The sequence below is a fragment of the Microbacterium sp. NPDC057658 genome, from assembly GCF_042799975.1.
GTDB lineage: Bacteria > Actinomycetota > Actinomycetes > Actinomycetales > Microbacteriaceae > Microbacterium.
Genome location: NZ_JBHVHT010000002.1, coordinates 60,020 through 75,898, shown reverse-complemented (window position 1 = coordinate 75,898; position 15,879 = coordinate 60,020). Strand labels below are relative to the sequence as shown.

Sequence of the window (15,879 nt, the reverse complement as noted above, 5' to 3'; positions counted from 1 at the left end):
TCTAACATAGCTTCGGGACCACGTCGCGCGCCCGCCGACACCCCCTTCGCGAAGGAGCCCTCTCATGTCCGCACCCGGCCTGTTCTCCGACACCGCACTGACGGCTCCGCGCCTGCGCACCGAGATCCCAGGGCCGCGGAGCCGGGCGCTCCACGAGCGCCGGCGACGGGTCGTCCCCCGCGCCGTCGGCAGCGTGCTCCCCGTCTACATCGAGCACGCCGACGGCCCCTGGGTCACCGACGTCGACGGCAACCGCTTCCTCGACCTCGGCAGCGGCATCGGCGTGACGACGATCGGCCACACCAACCTCGCCGCCGTCACCGCCGCGGCCGAGCAGCTCGATCGGGTCACGCATACGCTCTTCACCGTCACCCCGTACGAGGGCTACGTGCGCCTCGCGGAGCTGCTCGCGGAGAAGGTGCCCGGCACCCACGAGACCCGCACGGCCTTCGCGAACTCCGGCGCCGAAGCCGTCGAGAACGCGGTGAAGATCGCCCGGAGACACACGGGACGGCGCGCTGTCGCCGCCCTCGACCACGCGTTCCACGGGCGCACCAACCTCGCGCTCGCCATGAACCACAAGGCGGCGCCGTACGGAACCGGGTTCGGCCCGTTCGCTCCCGACATCCACCGTGTCCCCAATTCCTATCCCTACCGGGACGGCCTCGACGGGACGGAGGCCGCGGCGCGCACGATCGCCCATCTCGAACAGCGCATCGGCGTCCACGACCTCGCCGCCGTCATCGCCGAGCCCGTCCAGGGCGAGGGCGGCTTCGTCGTCCCTGCCGCGGGCTACCTGCCGACCCTGCAGGAGTGGTGCACGCGGAACGGCGTGGTGTTCATCGCCGACGAGATCCAGACGGGCCTCGGGCGCACCGGGACATGGTTCGCGAGCACGCACTTCGACCTCGTTCCGGACCTCGTGCTCACGGCGAAGGGCATCGCCGGCGGGTTGCCCCTGGCCGGGGTGACCGGTCGCGCCGAGATCATGGACGCACCCGACCCGGGCGGCCTCGGCGGCACGTTCGGCGGAAACCCGGTCTCGCTCGCCGCCGCCCTCGCGGTGTTCGACGAGCTGGAGCACGGGACCTTCTTCGCGGACGCCCGGCGGATCGGCGCGCACCTGTCCGCGCGGCTCGAGGGCCTGCGCGCCCGTCACGCCGTCGTCGGCGACGTCCGTGGGATCGGTGCCATGCAGGCCTTCGAGCTGAGCACCCCTGGCACGACGCGACCGCTGGCCGGGGCCGCCTCCACGGTCTCGGAGTTCGCCGCCCAGCGCGGCATCCTGCTGCTCACCGCGGGCAGCGACGGCAACGTGATCCGCTTCCTGCCGACGCTCACGACGACGGACGAGCAGCTCGACGTCGCGGTGGACGTCATCGACGAGGCCCTCAGCGCGCTCCGCTGAGCACTCGCAGGTACAGCGCCTCGCCGCTCCAGCGCACACGGGCGAGGTCGTGCACGATCAGGTCGGGGTGGGCCGCCGCAGCGCCGGCGCCCACTCCGACCACGAGCCCCGCGCCGGCCGCCCGCGCCGCACGGATCCCCGGTGCCGAGTCCTCGAAGACCACGCAGTCCCGCGGGTCCCGCCCGAGCAGACGCGCGGCGCGGAGGTAGGGGTCGGGAGCGGGCTTGCCGCGGTCCACGTCTTCGGCGGCCACGAGCAGGGCGGGTGCCGGGATGCCCGCACCCCGCATCCGCGCGGTCGCGACCGCCCTGTTGCTGCTCGTCGCGACCGCCCAGAGCTCGGACGGCAGCGCAGCGAGCAGGGCAGCGGCCCCCGGGATCCCGGTGGTCGCCGGGGCGACGGCGAGCTCTCGCGCGAGGAGATCGACGGTCGCCTCGGCGGCCCGCTCCGGTCCGACGATCGCCGCGACCACCTCACTCGGTCGCATGCCGTGCGGGGCGTCTCGGAGGAAGTCGAATCCCGGGGCGTACCGGCGGGCCCAGGCGTCCCACGCGATCGCCGCCGAGGGGACCGAATCCACCAGCACGCCATCGCAGTCGAACAGGACCCCCGCGGCGTGCACGATCACTTCGGAGCCCTGAACCTCCTGTGCTATTTTTGGCATAGGTCAAATCTATCCGAGGAGAGTGCATGTCCGCGTCCCGAACGCCCCGCACGGCCGTCGCCGTTCGCCACGTCCCCTTCGAAGACCTCGGGATCCTCGCTCCTCTGCTGGCGGAGCGCGGTTACGAGACCACCCTCCTCGATGCCGGCATCGACGAACTCGACGCAGACGCCGTCGCCGGAGCCGACCTGCTCATCGTCCTCGGCGGTCCGATCGGGGTGTACGACGACGATCGCTACCCGTTCCTGCGCTCCTCGAAGGCCGCCGTCGCGGCGCGACTCGACAGCGGCGGCGCCACGCTCGGCGTCTGCCTCGGCGCGCAGCTCCTCGCCGAATCCCTGGGCGCAGCGGTCCGGCCGACCGGCGCGGTCGAGATCGGCTTCGGTCCGCTCACGCTGACGCCCGAGGGCCGGGAGTCGGTCCTGGCCCCGCTCGACGGCGAGCCCGTGCTGCACTGGCACGGGGACGAGTTCGCGATCCCCGCCGGGGCGCAGCCCCTGGCGCACACCCCGGGCTTCCCGCATCAGGCCTTCGCGGTGGGGCGCACTCTCGGCCTCCAGTTCCACCTGGAAGCCGACCACCGCGTCATCGAGCGCTGGCTCATCGGCCACGCCCATGAACTGCATCACCACGGCATCGATCCGCGGGTGATCCGGGAGCAGGCACGCACCCTCGGCCCCCGGCTCGAGACGCTCGCCACCCGCGTCCTCACCGACTGGCTGGATGCGGTCGAGGCCTAGCGAGCCGGCCGGGGCAGCGGAAGAGGCCGGACCCCCAGCGAATCCGGCCCCTGCTCCCCTCGACCTCAGGCGGCGCGACGCAGCGGCACCGTCGGGAAGTCGATCGGCACGTCGAGCGCGATGTTCACGTAGTTCGTGAAGAGGTTCAGCGCGACCTGGCCGATGGTCTCGACGATCTGCTCGTCGTTCCAGCCGTGCGCGCGGAGGGCGTCGACATCGGCCGAGGTCACCTGGCCGCGCTCGTCGACGAGCTTGAGAGCGAAGGCCAGCAGCGCCGCGGTGCGGGGATCCTCGGAGGTGCCATCCTGGGCGGCGGCGAGCACCTCGGTCGAGAGGCCGGCCTTCTTGCCGAGCGCGGTGTGCGCGGCGAGGCAGTACCCGCACGAGTTCCGGTTCGCGACGGCGACGGCGATCTGCTCACCCAGGGCCGCACCGAGCGTGCCCCCACCGTAGGCGCCGAACGCGCTCCACATGCTGGTCAGGGCCGCAGGCGAGTTCGCGACCGCGCGGAACATGGCGGGGACGGCGCCGAAGGCGGAGCCGATCCGCTCGAGCTGGTCCTTGACGGGGCCGGTAGCGGTCTCACGGTCGACGAGAGGGACGTTGGGCATGGGATGCTCCTTTGTTTCGAGACGAGCCGGGTTCGGCTTCCCCTTCAGTCTTCCGCGGCAGTGAGTACGATACGTATCATTTGATCTTGCATTCATGACACATCGTCCAGAGAATGGAGGAATGCCGCCGCTCGACCGCCTCACCCCGTTGCTCGACCGCTTCCGAGTGCGCAGTCGCCTGTTCCACACCGGACCGCTCTGCGGCACCACGGTCTTCGCGGCGAGCGCCGGCCACGGCTTCCTCCACGTGCTGCGGCGCGGCGAGATGGAGGTGACGCATCAGCGCCCGGACGGACGCATCGAGCGCGAGACCATCACCCGCCCGAGCCTGTTGTTCTTCCCCCGCCCGATCGATCACACCTTCCTCAACGCCCCGACCGAGGAGTCCGACTTCGCCTGCGCCACGATCGACTTCGACGGCGGGGCCACCCACCCGCTCGTGCGCACCCTGCCCTCCGTGATCGTCCTGCCGCTCTACGAGGTGTCCACCCTCGCGCCTGCGCTCGACCTCCTCTTCGCCGAGGTCGACAACGTGCGCTGCGGTCGTCCCCTGCTCGCCGACCGAATGTTCGAGGTCGTGCTCATCCAGCTCCTCCGCTGGATGCTCGACCACTCCGGCGAGCTGGCGCTTCCCCCGGGACTGCTGCCCGGTCTCTCGGACGAGCGTCTGGCACCCGCGCTCGTGGCGATGCACGAAGCACCCGGCGAGCCCTGGAACCTCGACACGCTCGCGCGCACCGCGGCCATGTCGCGCAGTGCCTTCGCCGCCCGCTTCAAAGAGGTCGTCGGCCGCGCGCCGGGCGACTACCTGACGGAGTGGCGGCTCACGATCGCCCAGGAGCAGCTGCGTGCCGGCATGTCGGTGAGCGCGGTCGCCGCCGATCTGGGCTACGCCAGCGCGTCGGCGTTCTCCCGCGCGTTCGCCCAGCGGCTCGGCCGTTCGCCGCGCGCCTGGCTCGGCCTCGCGGCCTGAACTCACCCGCCGGCCGCGGGTGTCCGCTCAGAGGTGGAGGCAGGAATCGAACCTGCGTACACGGTCTTGCGGACCGCGACCTGGCCACTCGGTCACTCCACCGGGTTCGGGCGGCGTCAGTTCCGGGGCGGCGAGTACCCCTGCAGGAACCTGCCGAAGCGCTGCACGGCGTCGACGAGGACCTCGGTCTCGGGCAGGAAGGCGACGCGCACGTGGTCGGAGTCCGCGCCGTTGAAGGCCCGCCCGTGCACCAGGAGGATGCGCTCCGCATCGAGGAGGTCGAGCACCAGGCGCTCGTCGTCCTGGATGCCGTAGACCTCCGGATCGAGCCGCGGGAAGAGGTAGAGCCCACCACCGGCCTCCTGCACCTCGACACCGGGGATCTCCCGCAGCGCCGCCGTCGCCGCGTCGCGCTGCACCGTCAGACGCCCCTCCTCCGCGACGAGGGCGTCGAGCGACGTGTCGTGCTCCAGCGCCGCCGTGATCGCATGCTGCGCCGGTACGGACGCGCACATCCGCATCGAGGCGAGCAGCCGCACTCCGGAGAGGAAGGCGTCATCTGCGGCGAACCCTGTCGTGAGCGCCCAGGCCGCCCGATATCCGGCGACGCGGTGCGTCTTCGACAGTCCGGCGAAGGTCACACACGGCACGTCGGGCGCGACCTGCGCCGTGGAGAGGTGCGTGAAGCCCGGGTACACGACGCGGTCGTAGATCTCGTCCGAGAGCAGGAGCAGTCCGTGACGACGGGCGAGGTCGGCGATGCCCTCCAGCGTCGCGCGGTCGTACACCGCCCCGGTCGGGTTGTTCGGGTTGATGATGACGATGGCCACCGTGCGCGGTCCGATCGCCGCAGCCATGGCCTCGAGGTCGGGACGCCAGCCGGCTTCCTCGACGCAGGGGTAGTGGACCGGCTCTCCTCCGGCGAGGACGGTCGAAGCCGTCCACAGCGGATAGTCGGGGCTCGGGACGAGCACCTCGTCCCCCGGTTCCAGGAGCGCCTGCAGGGTGAGGTCCACGAGCTCGGACACCCCGTTGCCGACGGTCACCGCATCGATCCCCAGGGCCGGGAATCCGGGTCGGCGCGCATAGTGCGCGCGAATCGCCTCGCGCGTCTCCGGCAGACCAGGGGACTCGGAGTAGCCGTGGGCACGGGGAAGCGCCGCTCGCAGCGCCTCCACGATGACCGGCGGCGCCTCGAAGCCGAACGGGGCGGGATTGCCGATGTTCAGGCGGAGGATCTGCTCGCCACGGGCCTCCAGCTCTGCGGCCCGCTCCGCCACCGGACCGCGCAGGTCGTAGAGCACGCCGTCCAGTCGCGACGACCGCCCGACCCGGAAGACAGCCGCCGTCTCGCCCTGCGTCACGCGCCCTCCTCGGTCGAGGCCGGTCCGGCGGCTGCGGCGACATCGTCGGCGAGGCGGCGCAGCTCCGCGTCGTCGAGATCGTGCACGGTCACCCGCACGTGGCGCCCCCCGGCGGAATCGTCCTCCAGGGTGAACTCGGAACCCGGACGGACGAGCCAGCCACGGCGCGCCAGCCGATCCGCGACCACGCCGGCGTCGTCGCGGACGTCGACCCACACGTTCAGGCCGCTCTCCCCGGAGGCTTCCACTCCGCGGGCGGCGAGGAGCGCCACGAAGGACCGGTTGCGGGCCACGTAGCGGGCGCCTGCCGTCGCGATGAGCCGATGGACCTCCTCGTCACGGAGCATGGCCGCGGCGAGCTGCTGCATGACATGGCTCACCCACATCGTCCCGGGGCTGAGCCGGAGGGCGAGCCGCTCCGCCGTGACCGGGTCCGAGGCCGTCACCGCCAGGCGCATGTCCGGCCCGAGGAACTTCGACACCGACCGCACGAGGGCCCAGCGTTCGTGCGCCGGGCCGATGATGCTCGCGTAGGGCGTGGGGGCGAGCAGGGAGAAGTGGTCGTCCTCGATCACGAGGACATGCGGATGGGGCGCGAGCACCTCCTGCAGTTCCGCAGCGCGGGCGGCGCTGGTGCTGACCCCGGTGGGGTTGTGCGCACGGGGCGTACAGACGATCGCGCGCACGCCGGCCTCCAGGGCCTCGCGCACTCCCTCCACGGTCAGCCCCTCCTCGTCGACCGGGATGGCGACGGGCGTGTACCCGGCCAGCCGCGCGGTCTGGATGCTGGAGAGGAAGCAGGGGTCCTCGAGGCCCACCCGGTCGCCGTGCACGAGCGTCTGGGCGAGCAGCCGCTCCACGGCGTCGACGGCGCCCGCGGTGACCGAGAGCCGGAAGGGACGCGGCTGGTCCTCTGCGATCCAGCGCGTCGCCCACTCGGCGAGTTCGGCGTCGATCACCGACTCGCCGTAGAGGACGGACCGGGGATGCACCGTCGCGAGGGCCGCGGCGAGATCGGGCAGCAGGGCCGCCTGGGGGTTCCCGCTGGCGATGTCACGCAGGGCCGTTCCGGGCGTGAAGCCCTCATTCGGCGTGGCAGCCGGTCCGAGCACCGTCGTGCCGGTGCGCCCGCCGGTGGTCGCGATGCGCGCCGTCACGAGGGAGCGATAGGCCGCGAGCACGGTGTTGCGGTTGACGCCGAGGCGCTGTGCGAGGGTGCGGACAGGAGGGAGGCGGTCGCCGGCGACGAGGGTTCCCCGTTCGACGAGGTCGCGCACGCTCTCGGAGATCTCGGCGGCGGTGACACCGCTGATCGCATCGGTCTCGCCGTCTCTGCTCTCCGCCGTGCCCATGACTCGACAGTAGGGGAGATTTTGACCTATGTCAAAACCTCCCCCACCGATCAGGGACGGTCGTCGACCTCCACGCCGTCCTCGATCTCCTCCGGCTCCAGATCGGTCACGTCGACCTCCGGGGCGTCGCCTTCTCCGTTGTTGGCGGTCGGGGGCTCCCCCTGGAACCCGGTCGTCTCGTCCTGGCGCGGATCGGTCATGCTGCCTCCTCGGTCGATGGGGTTCCATGATCTCCGTACCGTCGGACGGCGGCGAGCGCCTTGACAACGCCGGCTCCTCCCGCTCCCTGCGCACGCAGGCGGGGTCCAGGGAAGGGCGATACCGTGCAGAGGCGATGTCCGCTCCGACGGACCCGCTCTCCGCACGATCACCGCGATCCCCCGACAGAGGACACGATGACCCCCGGCACTCTGCCCCTCGCCGCTTCCGCCCCCGGCTACGACGGATTCATCGGCTGGGTGCTCAGCCTGATAGAGACCCTCGGCGAGGTCGGCGTCGGCCTCGCGGTACTCATCGAGACATTCGTCCCCCCGATCCCATCCGAGGCGATCCTGCCCGCGGCAGGCTTCCTCGCCTACGACGGCCGGATGAACGCCTGGGGCGCCTGGGCCGCGGCCACCCTCGGAGGGCTCGTCGGCGCGTGGATCTGGTACGGACTCGGCGCGGCGGTCGGCCGGGACCGCACCCGACGCATCGTCGGACGCATCCCCCTCCTCGACCACGACGACTTCGACAAGGCGGAGGCGTTCTTCGCCCGCTGGGGCGGCGGCGCGGTGCTGTTCGGCCGCTGCGTGCCTCTCGTGCGCTCCTTCATCTCGATCCCCGCCGGGATCGAACGCATGGCGCTGTGGAAGTTCACGCTGTACACCCTGTTCGGGTCGGCCGTCTGGAACGGCATCTGGATCGGCCTCGGGTTCGCCTTCGGCCCCGCCATCCGGCCGATCCTCGAGCAGTGGAGCGGCGTGATCTCCGACGTGGTCGTCGGCCTGCTCATCCTGCTGCTCCTGGTGTTCATCGCGCTGCGCATCCGCCGCCGCATGCGGGAAGCCGCGGCACGGCGCGCGGAGGACAACGGCCCGGCCTGAGCGGCGGCCACCCGATGTCGGCGGGCCGGGGCACGATGGAGGCATGACGGACGGCTACGACCCCGGGTTCCTCGGCATCCCGCTTCCCCTGCCCGTGCCTCCGATGGCGGTGCGCACCCTCCCCGCTCCCCGGTTCACGGTGCTGCTGGACCCGGAGCGGCGGCTCGCCGCGGTGACGGCCGTCACCATCGACGGCGCCCGCCTGCGGGATCTCCCCCGGACGGGTGAGTGGCGTCTTGACCCGCGAGTGCCCGCAGAGGAGCAGGCGGGTCCAGCGGTCTATGCGGGGAACGACCTCGACCGCGGGCATCTCGTGCGCCGCCGCGATCCGGGCTGGGGCGAGCGCGCCGACGCCCGCGCGGCCATGGAAGCCACCTTCACCTACCCCAACGCGGCGCCGCAGGCGGCCGTCTTCAACCAGTCGAAAGACCTCTGGCTCGGGCTGGAGGACCACGTGCTCGCGTATGCCGAGACGACCGCACGGCGCCTGTCCGTCTTCACCGCCCCGGTGCTCGCCGACACCGACCCGCCGTACCGCGGCATCCGCATCCCCCTCCGGTTCTGGAAGATCGCGGCCTGGAGCTCCGAGAGCCGACTCGCCGCCGCCGCGTTCCTCCTCGACCAGACAGAGCTCGTCGACAACAGGGAGGGTGTCCTCGCCGTCGCGTCGCTCGGAGCCTTCCGCACCTTCCAGGTGCCCGTCGCCGAGGTCACCACCCTCACCGGAGTCGACCTCGGCCCGCTGCCCGACGCCGACGTCCTCCCCCGACGCGGGATCCGCGAGACCGGATGGCGCCCGCTGCACACGGCCGACGACATCGTCGTGTGACAGCGGGCGCTCCGCATCACTCGCCGGCGCGCGCGACCTCCAGGGACGGGTAGTCGATGTACCCCTCGGCGGTCGAACCGTAGAACAGCTCGGGGCGCGGTTCGTTCAGCTCGGCCCCGGTCCGCCAGCGCTCCACGAGGTCGGGGTTGGCGATGACGGGACGCCCGGCCGCGACCGCGTCCGCCCAGTCCTCGGCCACCAGCTCCTCTGCCGCGGCACGGGTGGTCTCGACGCCGAACCCGGTGTTGACGATCAGCGGCGCGCCCGCCGCCCGGCGGATGGCCTGGACGAGCTCTCCCGCGGGCTCGGGGTGCAGCACATCGACGAAGGCCAGCCGCAGAGGCGCGAGCCCTTCGGCGAGCGCGGTGTAGGTCGCGAGGACGTCGGCCGCGTCGTCCTCGATGACGCCCTGGATGCCGTGGGCCGGAGAGAGCCGGATGCCGGTCCGGTCGGCACCCACGGCGGCGGCGACCGCCGTGGTCACCTCGATCGCGAAGCGCGCGCGGTTCTCCGGCGCGCCGCCGTACCGGTCGTCGCGGACGTTGGACACGGGAGACAGGAACTCGTGGACGAGGTAGCCGTTGGCGCCGTGCACCTCGACGCCGTCGAAGCCGGCCACGATCGCGTTCCGCGCGGCCTGGACGAACTGCTCGACGACCACCGGGATCTCGTCGAGGGTGAGGGCGTGCGCGACCGGCAGGTCGGCCTTGCCCTGGGGCGTCCGCGTCTGGCCGGGGGCGGCCAGGGCGCTCGGGGCGACGACGCGGGGCTCACCGGAGATCTCCGGGTGGCCCACCCGGCCGCCGTGCATGAGCTGCATGACGATGGTGCCGCCCTCGGCGTGCACGGCGTCGGTCACGCGTCGCCATCCGTCGATCTGGGCGGGGGTCACGATCCCCGGCTGCCCGGGGTACGACTTGCCCTCGAGGACGGGCCAGACGCCCTCGGAGATGATCAGCCCCTGCCCCGCGCGCTGACGGTAATACTCCTCGATGATCGCGGTCGGCACGCCGTCGGCGTCCGCACGCGTGCGGGTGAGCGGCGCCATGACGACGCGGTTGGACAGGTGCAGCGAGCCGAAGTCGGCGGAGTCGTAGAGAGTCACAGAGGGACCAAGGACACGGCCGGCCGCTGTATTCCCGTGAATCGACCAGGTGTTCCGGTGTATCAACCGCCCAGATCGGCGACGAGGTTCGCGAAGTGGTCGAGGTCGGCGGCCGTCCAGCCGCGCAGTCGCTCGCCGATGCGCCCCTCATACCGGGAGCGGGCGAGAGCGACGCGCTCTTCGGCCAGCGGGGTCGCCACCAGCACCCGGGCGCGGCGGTCCTCGGGATCGGGGATGCTCTCGACGAGCCCGAGCTGCTCGAGCTGACGCACCTGCCGGCTCACGGCGGATTTGTCCGTCTGCAGGCGCTCGATGAGAGCCCCCGCCGAGGTCGCCCGTCCGGCGAGGATCGAGGTCAGCACCTGGTACCCGAGCGGCTGGAGGTCCGGATGCACGGTGGCGGCAGCCTCGCGCCACCCGACGCGGATGCGGGCGAACAGACGGCCGAGCTCGTGCTCGACGCGGGCGACCGCCTGGTCGAGATCGTCGAGGGGAGCGTCGTCGGCGGGATCGTCGGACGAGGCGCGCATATCGCCAGTGTACGGCGAAGCCCCGCGACCGCAGGCGGTCGCGGGGCCCGGTTCAGACCTCGGCGAGGAGCCGGAACACCTTGGACGCGGCGTCGATCTCGGCGGGCGTGAGCTCGTCGATCACGGCGCGGAGCCGGGTGCCGTACTCTCGCCGGACCTCGGTGAGAGCGGTGCACGCGGCGGGCGTCGCGGTGAGCACCCGGAGCCGGCCGTCACGCTCGTCCGGCACGGAGGCGATCAGCCCGAGGTCCTCCAGCATCCGCACCTGGCGACTGACGACGGACTTGTCCATCTCGAAGCGCTCGGCGAGCTCGTGCGCGCTGGCCGAGCCCGCCCGGTCGATGAACGTGAGCAGCTTGTACCCCGCCACCTGCAGCTCCGGGTGGACCCGGGACGCCGATTCCTTCCACAGCGACCGGGTCCGCGCGAAGATGAGGTTGAGATGCGCCTGGAGGTCGCTGAGGGCGGTGTCGACGTCGGGGGTGCCGACCGCCTCGGACGCGATCATGTCAGCGCTCCTGCTTCCGATCGTCGCGCTCGAGCACGCTCACCGACCCCGTGGTGGTCGCCGGTCCGGCCTGCCCGGTGCGGATCGTCCCCGTCGAGAGGTTGGCGCCGACCTCGGCCTCGGAGACCTCGATGACGGACTCCTCGGCCTGCTCGCGCAGCTGCTCCGCGGCGTTCTTGGTGGACAGCGGCTTGTTCTTGATGAACGCGATCGCGATGATCGCGATCACGGCCAGCGGGATGGCGAGGATGAACGCGTCCGCGATGCCGTGCCCGTAGGCGCTCTCGACGATCGTGCGGATCGTGTCGGGCAGCTCGCCCACCTTCGGCACGTCTCCGGAGCCCAGGCGCTCCAGGGCGCTGATCTCGTCGGGCGTGGTCGGGACGAAGCCCTTCAGGCCGTCCTTCATGAAGTCGGCCACGCTGGTCGACAGCAGCGATCCCATGACGGTCACGCCGATGGTGCCGGCGATCGTGCGGAAGAAGTTGACGTTCGACGAGGCGGCACCCAGCTGCTGCGGCGCGGTGTCGTTCTGCACGATCAGGGTGAGGTTCTGCATGACCATGCCGAGGCCGGCGCCGAGGACGAACATGTACACGGCCACCAGGGTGAACGGGGTGTCGTAGCGCAGGGTGGCCATCAGGCTCACACCGATGGTGGCGAGGATGGAGCCGGTAACCATCCAGCCCTTCCACTTGCCGAAGCGGCTGACGAGCTGTCCGATGATGATCGACGCGCCCATCTGACCGATGATCATGGGGATGGTCATCAGGCCCGACTCGGTCGGCGTGGCGCCACGGGCCAGCTGGAAGTACTGCGCGAGGAAGACCGAGGTCGCGAACATCGAGACGCCGATCGCGATCGAGGCGATGACCGACAGCGTGAAGGTGCGGTTGCGGAACAGCGACATCGGGACGATGGGTTCCTTGACGAAGAACTCCACGGCGACGAAGGCGGCGATGGCGACGCCCGCGGTGACGGCGAGGGCGATGCTGGTCCCGGAGTCCCAGTCGAACTGGTTGCCGCCCATGGAGACCCAGATCAGCAGGGTCGAGACGCCCACGGCGAGCAGGACGATGCCGAAGTAGTCGATGGACACCTTGGTGCCGCGCTGCGGCTTGGGCAGGTGCAGGGTGAACTGCAGCAGGACGAGCGCGACGATCGCGAACGGGACGCCGACGAAGAAGTTGGCGCGCCAGCCCCAGGCGTCGGTGATGACGCCGCCGAGCAGCGGGCCGCCGATCGTGCCGAGGGCCATGATGCCGCCGACGACGCCCATGTACTTGCCGCGCTCGCGCGGGGAGATGATGAGGGCCACGGCGATCATGACGAGCGACATGAGGCCGCCGACGCCGATGCCCTGCACGACGCGGACCGCGATGAGCATGTTCGTGTCGGTCGAGAAGCCGGCGATGACCGTGCCGACCGTGAAGAGGATGAGCGAGATCTGGATGAGGACCTTGCGGTCGACGAGGTCGGCGAGCTTGCCCCAGATCGGCGTCGAGACGGCGGTGGCGAGAAGGCTCGCGGTGATGACCCAGGTGTACTGCGACTGGGTGCCGCCGAGGTCGGCGATGATGACGGGCATCGAGGTCGAGACGACCGTGCCGGAGAGCACGGCGACGAACATGCCGACGATGAGGCCGGAGATCGCGGTGAAGACCTCGCGGGCCGAGCGCGCGGTCTCGGAAGAGGATGAGGTGTGTGTCACGGGGGAATGCTCCTGCATAGAAAGTTGATCGAGATCAACCATACGCCGATAGTTGCGGTTTCGCAACTATCGGGCTGCTCGCTGCCGGAGCCCTCACGGTGTGGCGGACCCGACCCGCCCCGAGGGGGTGACAGCCGTGCACGACGGGCACGACGACCCGCCCCGGCTTCCGGGCCTCGATGCAGACGCGACGGGCGCGGGCATCGACGTCCTCCCCTTCCTCGCCCTCGTCCTCCTCCTCGGCGCCGCCGTGCTGTATTTCGTCGCGCTGCGGCGGACCCGCGACCGCAGTCCCTGGCCGCGGCCACGGACGGCCGCCTGGATGAGCGGTCTGCTGTGCACCGCGGTCGGCACCGTCGGACCGTTCGCCGCCCTGGCCCACAGCAGCTTCCCGGTGCATATGGCCGACCATGTCCTCGTGGGCATGCTGGCCCCGCTCCTCCTGGTGCTCGGGCGTCCGGTCTCCCTGGCCCTCCGCGCCCTTCCCGTCACCGAGGCCCGTGCGCTCTCCCGGGTGCTGCGCAGCGCCCCGATCCGGGTGCTCACGCATCCCGTGGTCGCAGGCACCCTCAACATCGGCGGGTTGTGGCTCCTCTACGCCACGCCGCTGTTCCCCCTCATGCACGCCTCACCGTGGCTGCATGCTGCCGTGCACCTGCACGTCCTGCTGACGGGGTATCTGTTCACCGCGAGCATCCTCGCCCTCGATCCCGATCCGCATCGAGCCTCCGTCACCGTACGGGCGTCCGTCCTCATCGTCTTCATCGCCGCGCACTCGATCCTCGCCAAGTGGCTGTGGGCACACCCTCCGGTGGGTGTCGACCCCGGGGACGCGCGGATCGGAGCGGAGCTGATGTTCTACGCGGGTGACGCCGTCGACGCACTGCTCATCGTGCTGCTGCTCCGGCAGTGGTACGTCGCGACACGACCGCGCGAGCCGGCTCAGCCGCAGAAGGAGGAGAGTCCGTCGTGGAGGCGCTCGATCGCCTCGACCGTCTCCGGGGCCTGAAGGTCGGTCATGCCGCCGAGCTGATCGGCGCCGGAGCGGATGAGGTCGCCGAGCTGCCCGTCCATTCCGTCCGCGACGCCGTCGAGGGTGGCGACGAGGTCGTCGCGCGCGGCATCGAGCTGCTCCGCGGACGCGTCGCCCTGGCTCAGCAGCTCCTGATACTGCGCGTACGCGTCGTCGATGGTCGCGCACGTCTCCGCGACCGGAACTCCGAACGCGTCTCCCGCGGCCTGGGTGACCTGCGCACACCCGGCGAGGAGACCGACGGCGAGCAGCAGAGGGACGAGAGCGATGCGGCGCATGACCCGAGAGTAGCCGCGCCACCTGGGGCGCGGCTGACCCTCGGGCGGTGCGGCGGTCAGCCGCCGGACGGGTTCTCGAGGGGCTTGCCCTCGTCGTCCGTCGTCTCGCGCTCGAGCACGTCGTCGGTGCTCTCACCGCTGTCGTCGGGAGCGCCGCCGGAGGCCGTGTCGGCTTCCTCGTCGGCGCCGGGGGTGCCCTGCGTGTTCTGGGGGTCGCTCATGCTCTCCTCCTCTGTTCGGTCCGACGACCATATGCGCGGCGGCGAGGAATGACGCAGGGGGTTGACCGCACGTATGGCGACGGCCACACTGCCCGCGCCGGGGCGTGTCACTCCGGTGTCCACAGTCGTTCGATCGGGACCGCCCGCCCGAGGATGCGCTCCGCCGCACGATGCCCGGAGAACAGGGCCGCCGGCACCGTGGCCGGATCGTCGGTCCACGTGGCCTCGCCCGCGAGGTGCAGCACGCCGCCGACCGGGGTGGCGAGGTCGTCGTGATCCGCGGTGGTCGACCCGACCGTCATGTACGCGTACGACCCGTGCGCGAACGGATCGTCCTGCCAGGCCGTGCGGCGCATCCCGATCGGATCGGGGATTCCGTCGCCGTAGAGCCGGCGGAGCTGCGCCATGATCGAGGCCTGCACCTCCGCATCGCTCCAGTCCCGCGTGGCTGCCGCGGCGGGCCCGGCGGCGAAGGTGAGCAGGAGCGGCTCGTCGTGCAGCGCGGTGAGGTCGTACCAGGAGTGCCACCATCGCGCCTCGGGGCCCTGCTGCCGGAGGGCGTACACCCCGTCCTCCCAGAACCGCGTCGGGAACCGCAGGAAGACCTTCTCGAAGGCGTTCATGCGCAGCCGCCCCAGCGCCTCGGCGTTCACCGGCGGCAGCGGAGGGACGATCTCCATGGTTCCGGCCTGCAGCACGCCGACGGGAACCGTGATGACGGTCGTGTCCCCGGAGAAGTCGCCGTGCGAGGTCCGCACCCAGACGCCGTCGTCGCTCCAGTCGACACGGGTGACGAGGTGCTCCAGCCGGATGTCGAGGCCTTCGGCCAGGCGCTCCGGGAGCACGCCGTACCCGTCGGGGAACACGACCTCGTCGCCCTCGATCGCGTCGTCGTCGAGGCCGTGCGCGGCGAGGTCCTCGATCCACGCCCCGTACTGCTCCTCGGCGCGATGCTCCAGGTACTCCCGCACCCGCTGCGTACGCTCGGCGCTCCATCCCTGGCGCGAGAGGGCCTCGTCCGTGACGTCGCGGTAGGAGGCCGTGGGGCGGGAGGCGGCGATGATGTCCGGGAGCACGGCGTCCACCGCGTGGACATCGGCGGCGAAGGCGCGCGTCTCCTCGGCGGAGAGCGGGCGCCCGTCGGGGCCGTGATAGGCGATCGGCCGGCTGTCCACCTGGAAACCGCCGACGGTGAACTCCACGGTCCGCATGCCGAAGGCCTCGGCAGCCGCCGCTACCGGGCTGCCGTCGACACCGTGGATCCACGAGGCGCCGAGATCGACGATGCCGTCGGTCCGATCCGTGTGCACCCGGCCGCCGATCCGGTCGCGCGCTTCGAGCACCACGACCGTCCGCCCGGCATCCTGCAGCAGCCGCGCCGCCGTCAATCCCGCCACGCCCGCGCCCACGATCACCGTGTCGACCTGCTCCATGCGCCCCTCCTCGCAGCCCCTCCGCGCGGAGCCG

General features: G+C 71.5%; 18 protein-coding genes and 1 tRNA gene. 6 read left to right on the top strand and 13 right to left on the bottom strand.

The window, feature by feature from the left end; all coding sequences use genetic code 11:
* Positions 1-64 precede the first annotated feature (64 nt).
* Positions 65-1,408, top strand: coding sequence for a 4-aminobutyrate--2-oxoglutarate transaminase (gabT, locus tag ACFU8V_RS13660; protein WP_378872097.1), 1,344 nt, complete (start codon positions 65-67; stop codon positions 1,406-1,408).
* Here gabT and ACFU8V_RS13655 read toward each other — a convergent pair.
* Positions 1,392-2,072, bottom strand: a complete 681-nt coding sequence (locus ACFU8V_RS13655; RefSeq protein WP_378872094.1) for an HAD-IA family hydrolase — start codon at positions 2,070-2,072, stop codon at positions 1,392-1,394. The genes gabT and ACFU8V_RS13655 overlap by 17 nt on opposite strands.
* Before the next feature lie 26 nt (positions 2,073-2,098).
* Here ACFU8V_RS13655 and ACFU8V_RS13650 point away from each other — a divergent pair, with 26 nt between their 5' ends.
* Positions 2,099-2,812 carry a glutamine amidotransferase gene (locus ACFU8V_RS13650; RefSeq protein ID WP_378872091.1) on the top strand — a complete coding sequence of 238 codons (714 nt, stop codon included), beginning with the start codon at positions 2,099-2,101 and terminating at the stop codon, positions 2,810-2,812.
* A 65-nt stretch (positions 2,813-2,877) separates the two neighbouring features.
* On the opposite strand, the gene ACFU8V_RS13645 is transcribed toward ACFU8V_RS13650, so the two are convergent.
* Positions 2,878-3,423 (bottom strand): carboxymuconolactone decarboxylase family protein, encoded by a 546-nt coding sequence (locus ACFU8V_RS13645; RefSeq protein WP_374460427.1) that lies wholly within the window; start codon positions 3,421-3,423, stop codon positions 2,878-2,880.
* Positions 3,424-3,544: 121 nt separating this feature from the next.
* Here ACFU8V_RS13645 and ACFU8V_RS13640 point away from each other — a divergent pair, with 121 nt between their 5' ends.
* Positions 3,545-4,396 carry a cupin domain-containing protein gene (locus ACFU8V_RS13640; protein WP_378872088.1) on the top strand — a complete coding sequence of 284 codons (852 nt, stop codon included), beginning with the start codon at positions 3,545-3,547 and terminating at the stop codon, positions 4,394-4,396.
* Between the two features lie 31 nt (positions 4,397-4,427).
* On the opposite strand, the gene ACFU8V_RS13635 is transcribed toward ACFU8V_RS13640, so the two are convergent.
* The 4 genes from ACFU8V_RS13635 to ACFU8V_RS13620 form a co-directional block, all read right to left on the bottom strand.
* Positions 4,428-4,498 (bottom strand) — tRNA-Cys (locus tag ACFU8V_RS13635).
* Positions 4,499-4,512: 14 nt separating this feature from the next.
* Positions 4,513-5,760 carry an aminotransferase class I/II-fold pyridoxal phosphate-dependent enzyme gene (locus ACFU8V_RS13630; RefSeq protein ID WP_378872085.1) on the bottom strand — a complete coding sequence of 416 codons (1,248 nt, stop codon included), beginning with the start codon at positions 5,758-5,760 and terminating at the stop codon, positions 4,513-4,515.
* Complete coding sequence (locus ACFU8V_RS13625) at positions 5,757-7,112, bottom strand: aminotransferase class I/II-fold pyridoxal phosphate-dependent enzyme (RefSeq protein WP_378872082.1); 1,356 nt, start codon at positions 7,110-7,112, stop codon at positions 5,757-5,759. The genes ACFU8V_RS13630 and ACFU8V_RS13625 overlap by 4 nt, the downstream gene beginning before the upstream one ends.
* Positions 7,113-7,162: 50 nt before the next feature.
* A complete protein-coding gene (locus ACFU8V_RS13620; protein ID WP_153245002.1) occupies positions 7,163-7,312 on the bottom strand; it encodes a hypothetical protein in 150 nt (49 codons plus the stop codon).
* A gap of 195 nt (positions 7,313-7,507) precedes the next feature.
* On the opposite strand from ACFU8V_RS13620, the gene ACFU8V_RS13615 reads away from it, so the two are divergent.
* Together ACFU8V_RS13615 and ACFU8V_RS13610 are read left to right on the top strand one after the other, a co-directional pair.
* Entirely contained in the window at positions 7,508-8,197 is a 690-nt protein-coding gene (locus tag ACFU8V_RS13615) for a DedA family protein (protein WP_378872078.1), read from the top strand.
* A 43-nt stretch (positions 8,198-8,240) separates the two neighbouring features.
* Complete coding sequence (locus ACFU8V_RS13610; protein WP_378872075.1) at positions 8,241-9,026, top strand: DNA/RNA non-specific endonuclease; 786 nt, start codon at positions 8,241-8,243, stop codon at positions 9,024-9,026.
* A gap of 16 nt (positions 9,027-9,042) precedes the next feature.
* On the opposite strand, the gene ACFU8V_RS13605 is transcribed toward ACFU8V_RS13610, so the two are convergent.
* From ACFU8V_RS13605 to ACFU8V_RS13590, 4 genes are all read right to left on the bottom strand, one after another.
* Positions 9,043-10,131 (bottom strand): alkene reductase, encoded by a 1,089-nt coding sequence (locus ACFU8V_RS13605; protein ID WP_378872072.1) that lies wholly within the window; start codon positions 10,129-10,131, stop codon positions 9,043-9,045.
* Between the two features lie 62 nt (positions 10,132-10,193).
* The gene (locus tag ACFU8V_RS13600; RefSeq protein WP_025102533.1) at positions 10,194-10,661 is read right to left on the bottom strand and encodes a MarR family winged helix-turn-helix transcriptional regulator; all 468 of its coding nucleotides are present in this window, start codon (positions 10,659-10,661) and stop codon (positions 10,194-10,196) included.
* Positions 10,662-10,713: 52 nt separating this feature from the next.
* On the bottom strand, positions 10,714-11,169 hold the full coding sequence (locus tag ACFU8V_RS13595) for a MarR family winged helix-turn-helix transcriptional regulator (protein ID WP_025102534.1): 456 nt from the start codon (positions 11,167-11,169) through the stop codon (positions 10,714-10,716).
* 1 nt (position 11,170) lies between these two features.
* Complete coding sequence (locus ACFU8V_RS13590) at positions 11,171-12,898, bottom strand: MDR family MFS transporter (protein ID WP_060922712.1); 1,728 nt, start codon at positions 12,896-12,898, stop codon at positions 11,171-11,173.
* Positions 12,899-12,980: 82 nt separating this feature from the next.
* On the opposite strand from ACFU8V_RS13590, the gene ACFU8V_RS13585 reads away from it, so the two are divergent.
* Positions 12,981-13,889 (top strand): cytochrome c oxidase assembly protein, encoded by a 909-nt coding sequence (locus tag ACFU8V_RS13585; protein ID WP_378872067.1) that lies wholly within the window; start codon positions 12,981-12,983, stop codon positions 13,887-13,889.
* On the opposite strand, the gene ACFU8V_RS13580 is transcribed toward ACFU8V_RS13585, so the two are convergent.
* The 3 genes from ACFU8V_RS13580 to ACFU8V_RS13570 all read right to left on the bottom strand — a co-directional run bounded on the left by ACFU8V_RS13580 (position 13,823) and on the right by ACFU8V_RS13570 (position 15,845).
* Positions 13,823-14,191: a hypothetical protein gene (locus tag ACFU8V_RS13580; RefSeq protein ID WP_025102538.1), complete on the bottom strand. Its 369-nt coding sequence runs from the start codon at positions 14,189-14,191 to the stop codon at positions 13,823-13,825. The genes ACFU8V_RS13585 and ACFU8V_RS13580 overlap by 67 nt on opposite strands.
* A gap of 56 nt (positions 14,192-14,247) precedes the next feature.
* Positions 14,248-14,412 (bottom strand): hypothetical protein, encoded by a 165-nt coding sequence (locus ACFU8V_RS13575; protein WP_164498166.1) that lies wholly within the window; start codon positions 14,410-14,412, stop codon positions 14,248-14,250.
* Between the two features lie 107 nt (positions 14,413-14,519).
* Positions 14,520-15,845: a flavin monoamine oxidase family protein gene (locus ACFU8V_RS13570; RefSeq protein ID WP_378872062.1), complete on the bottom strand. Its 1,326-nt coding sequence runs from the start codon at positions 15,843-15,845 to the stop codon at positions 14,520-14,522.
* Positions 15,846-15,879: the final 34 nt, after the last annotated feature.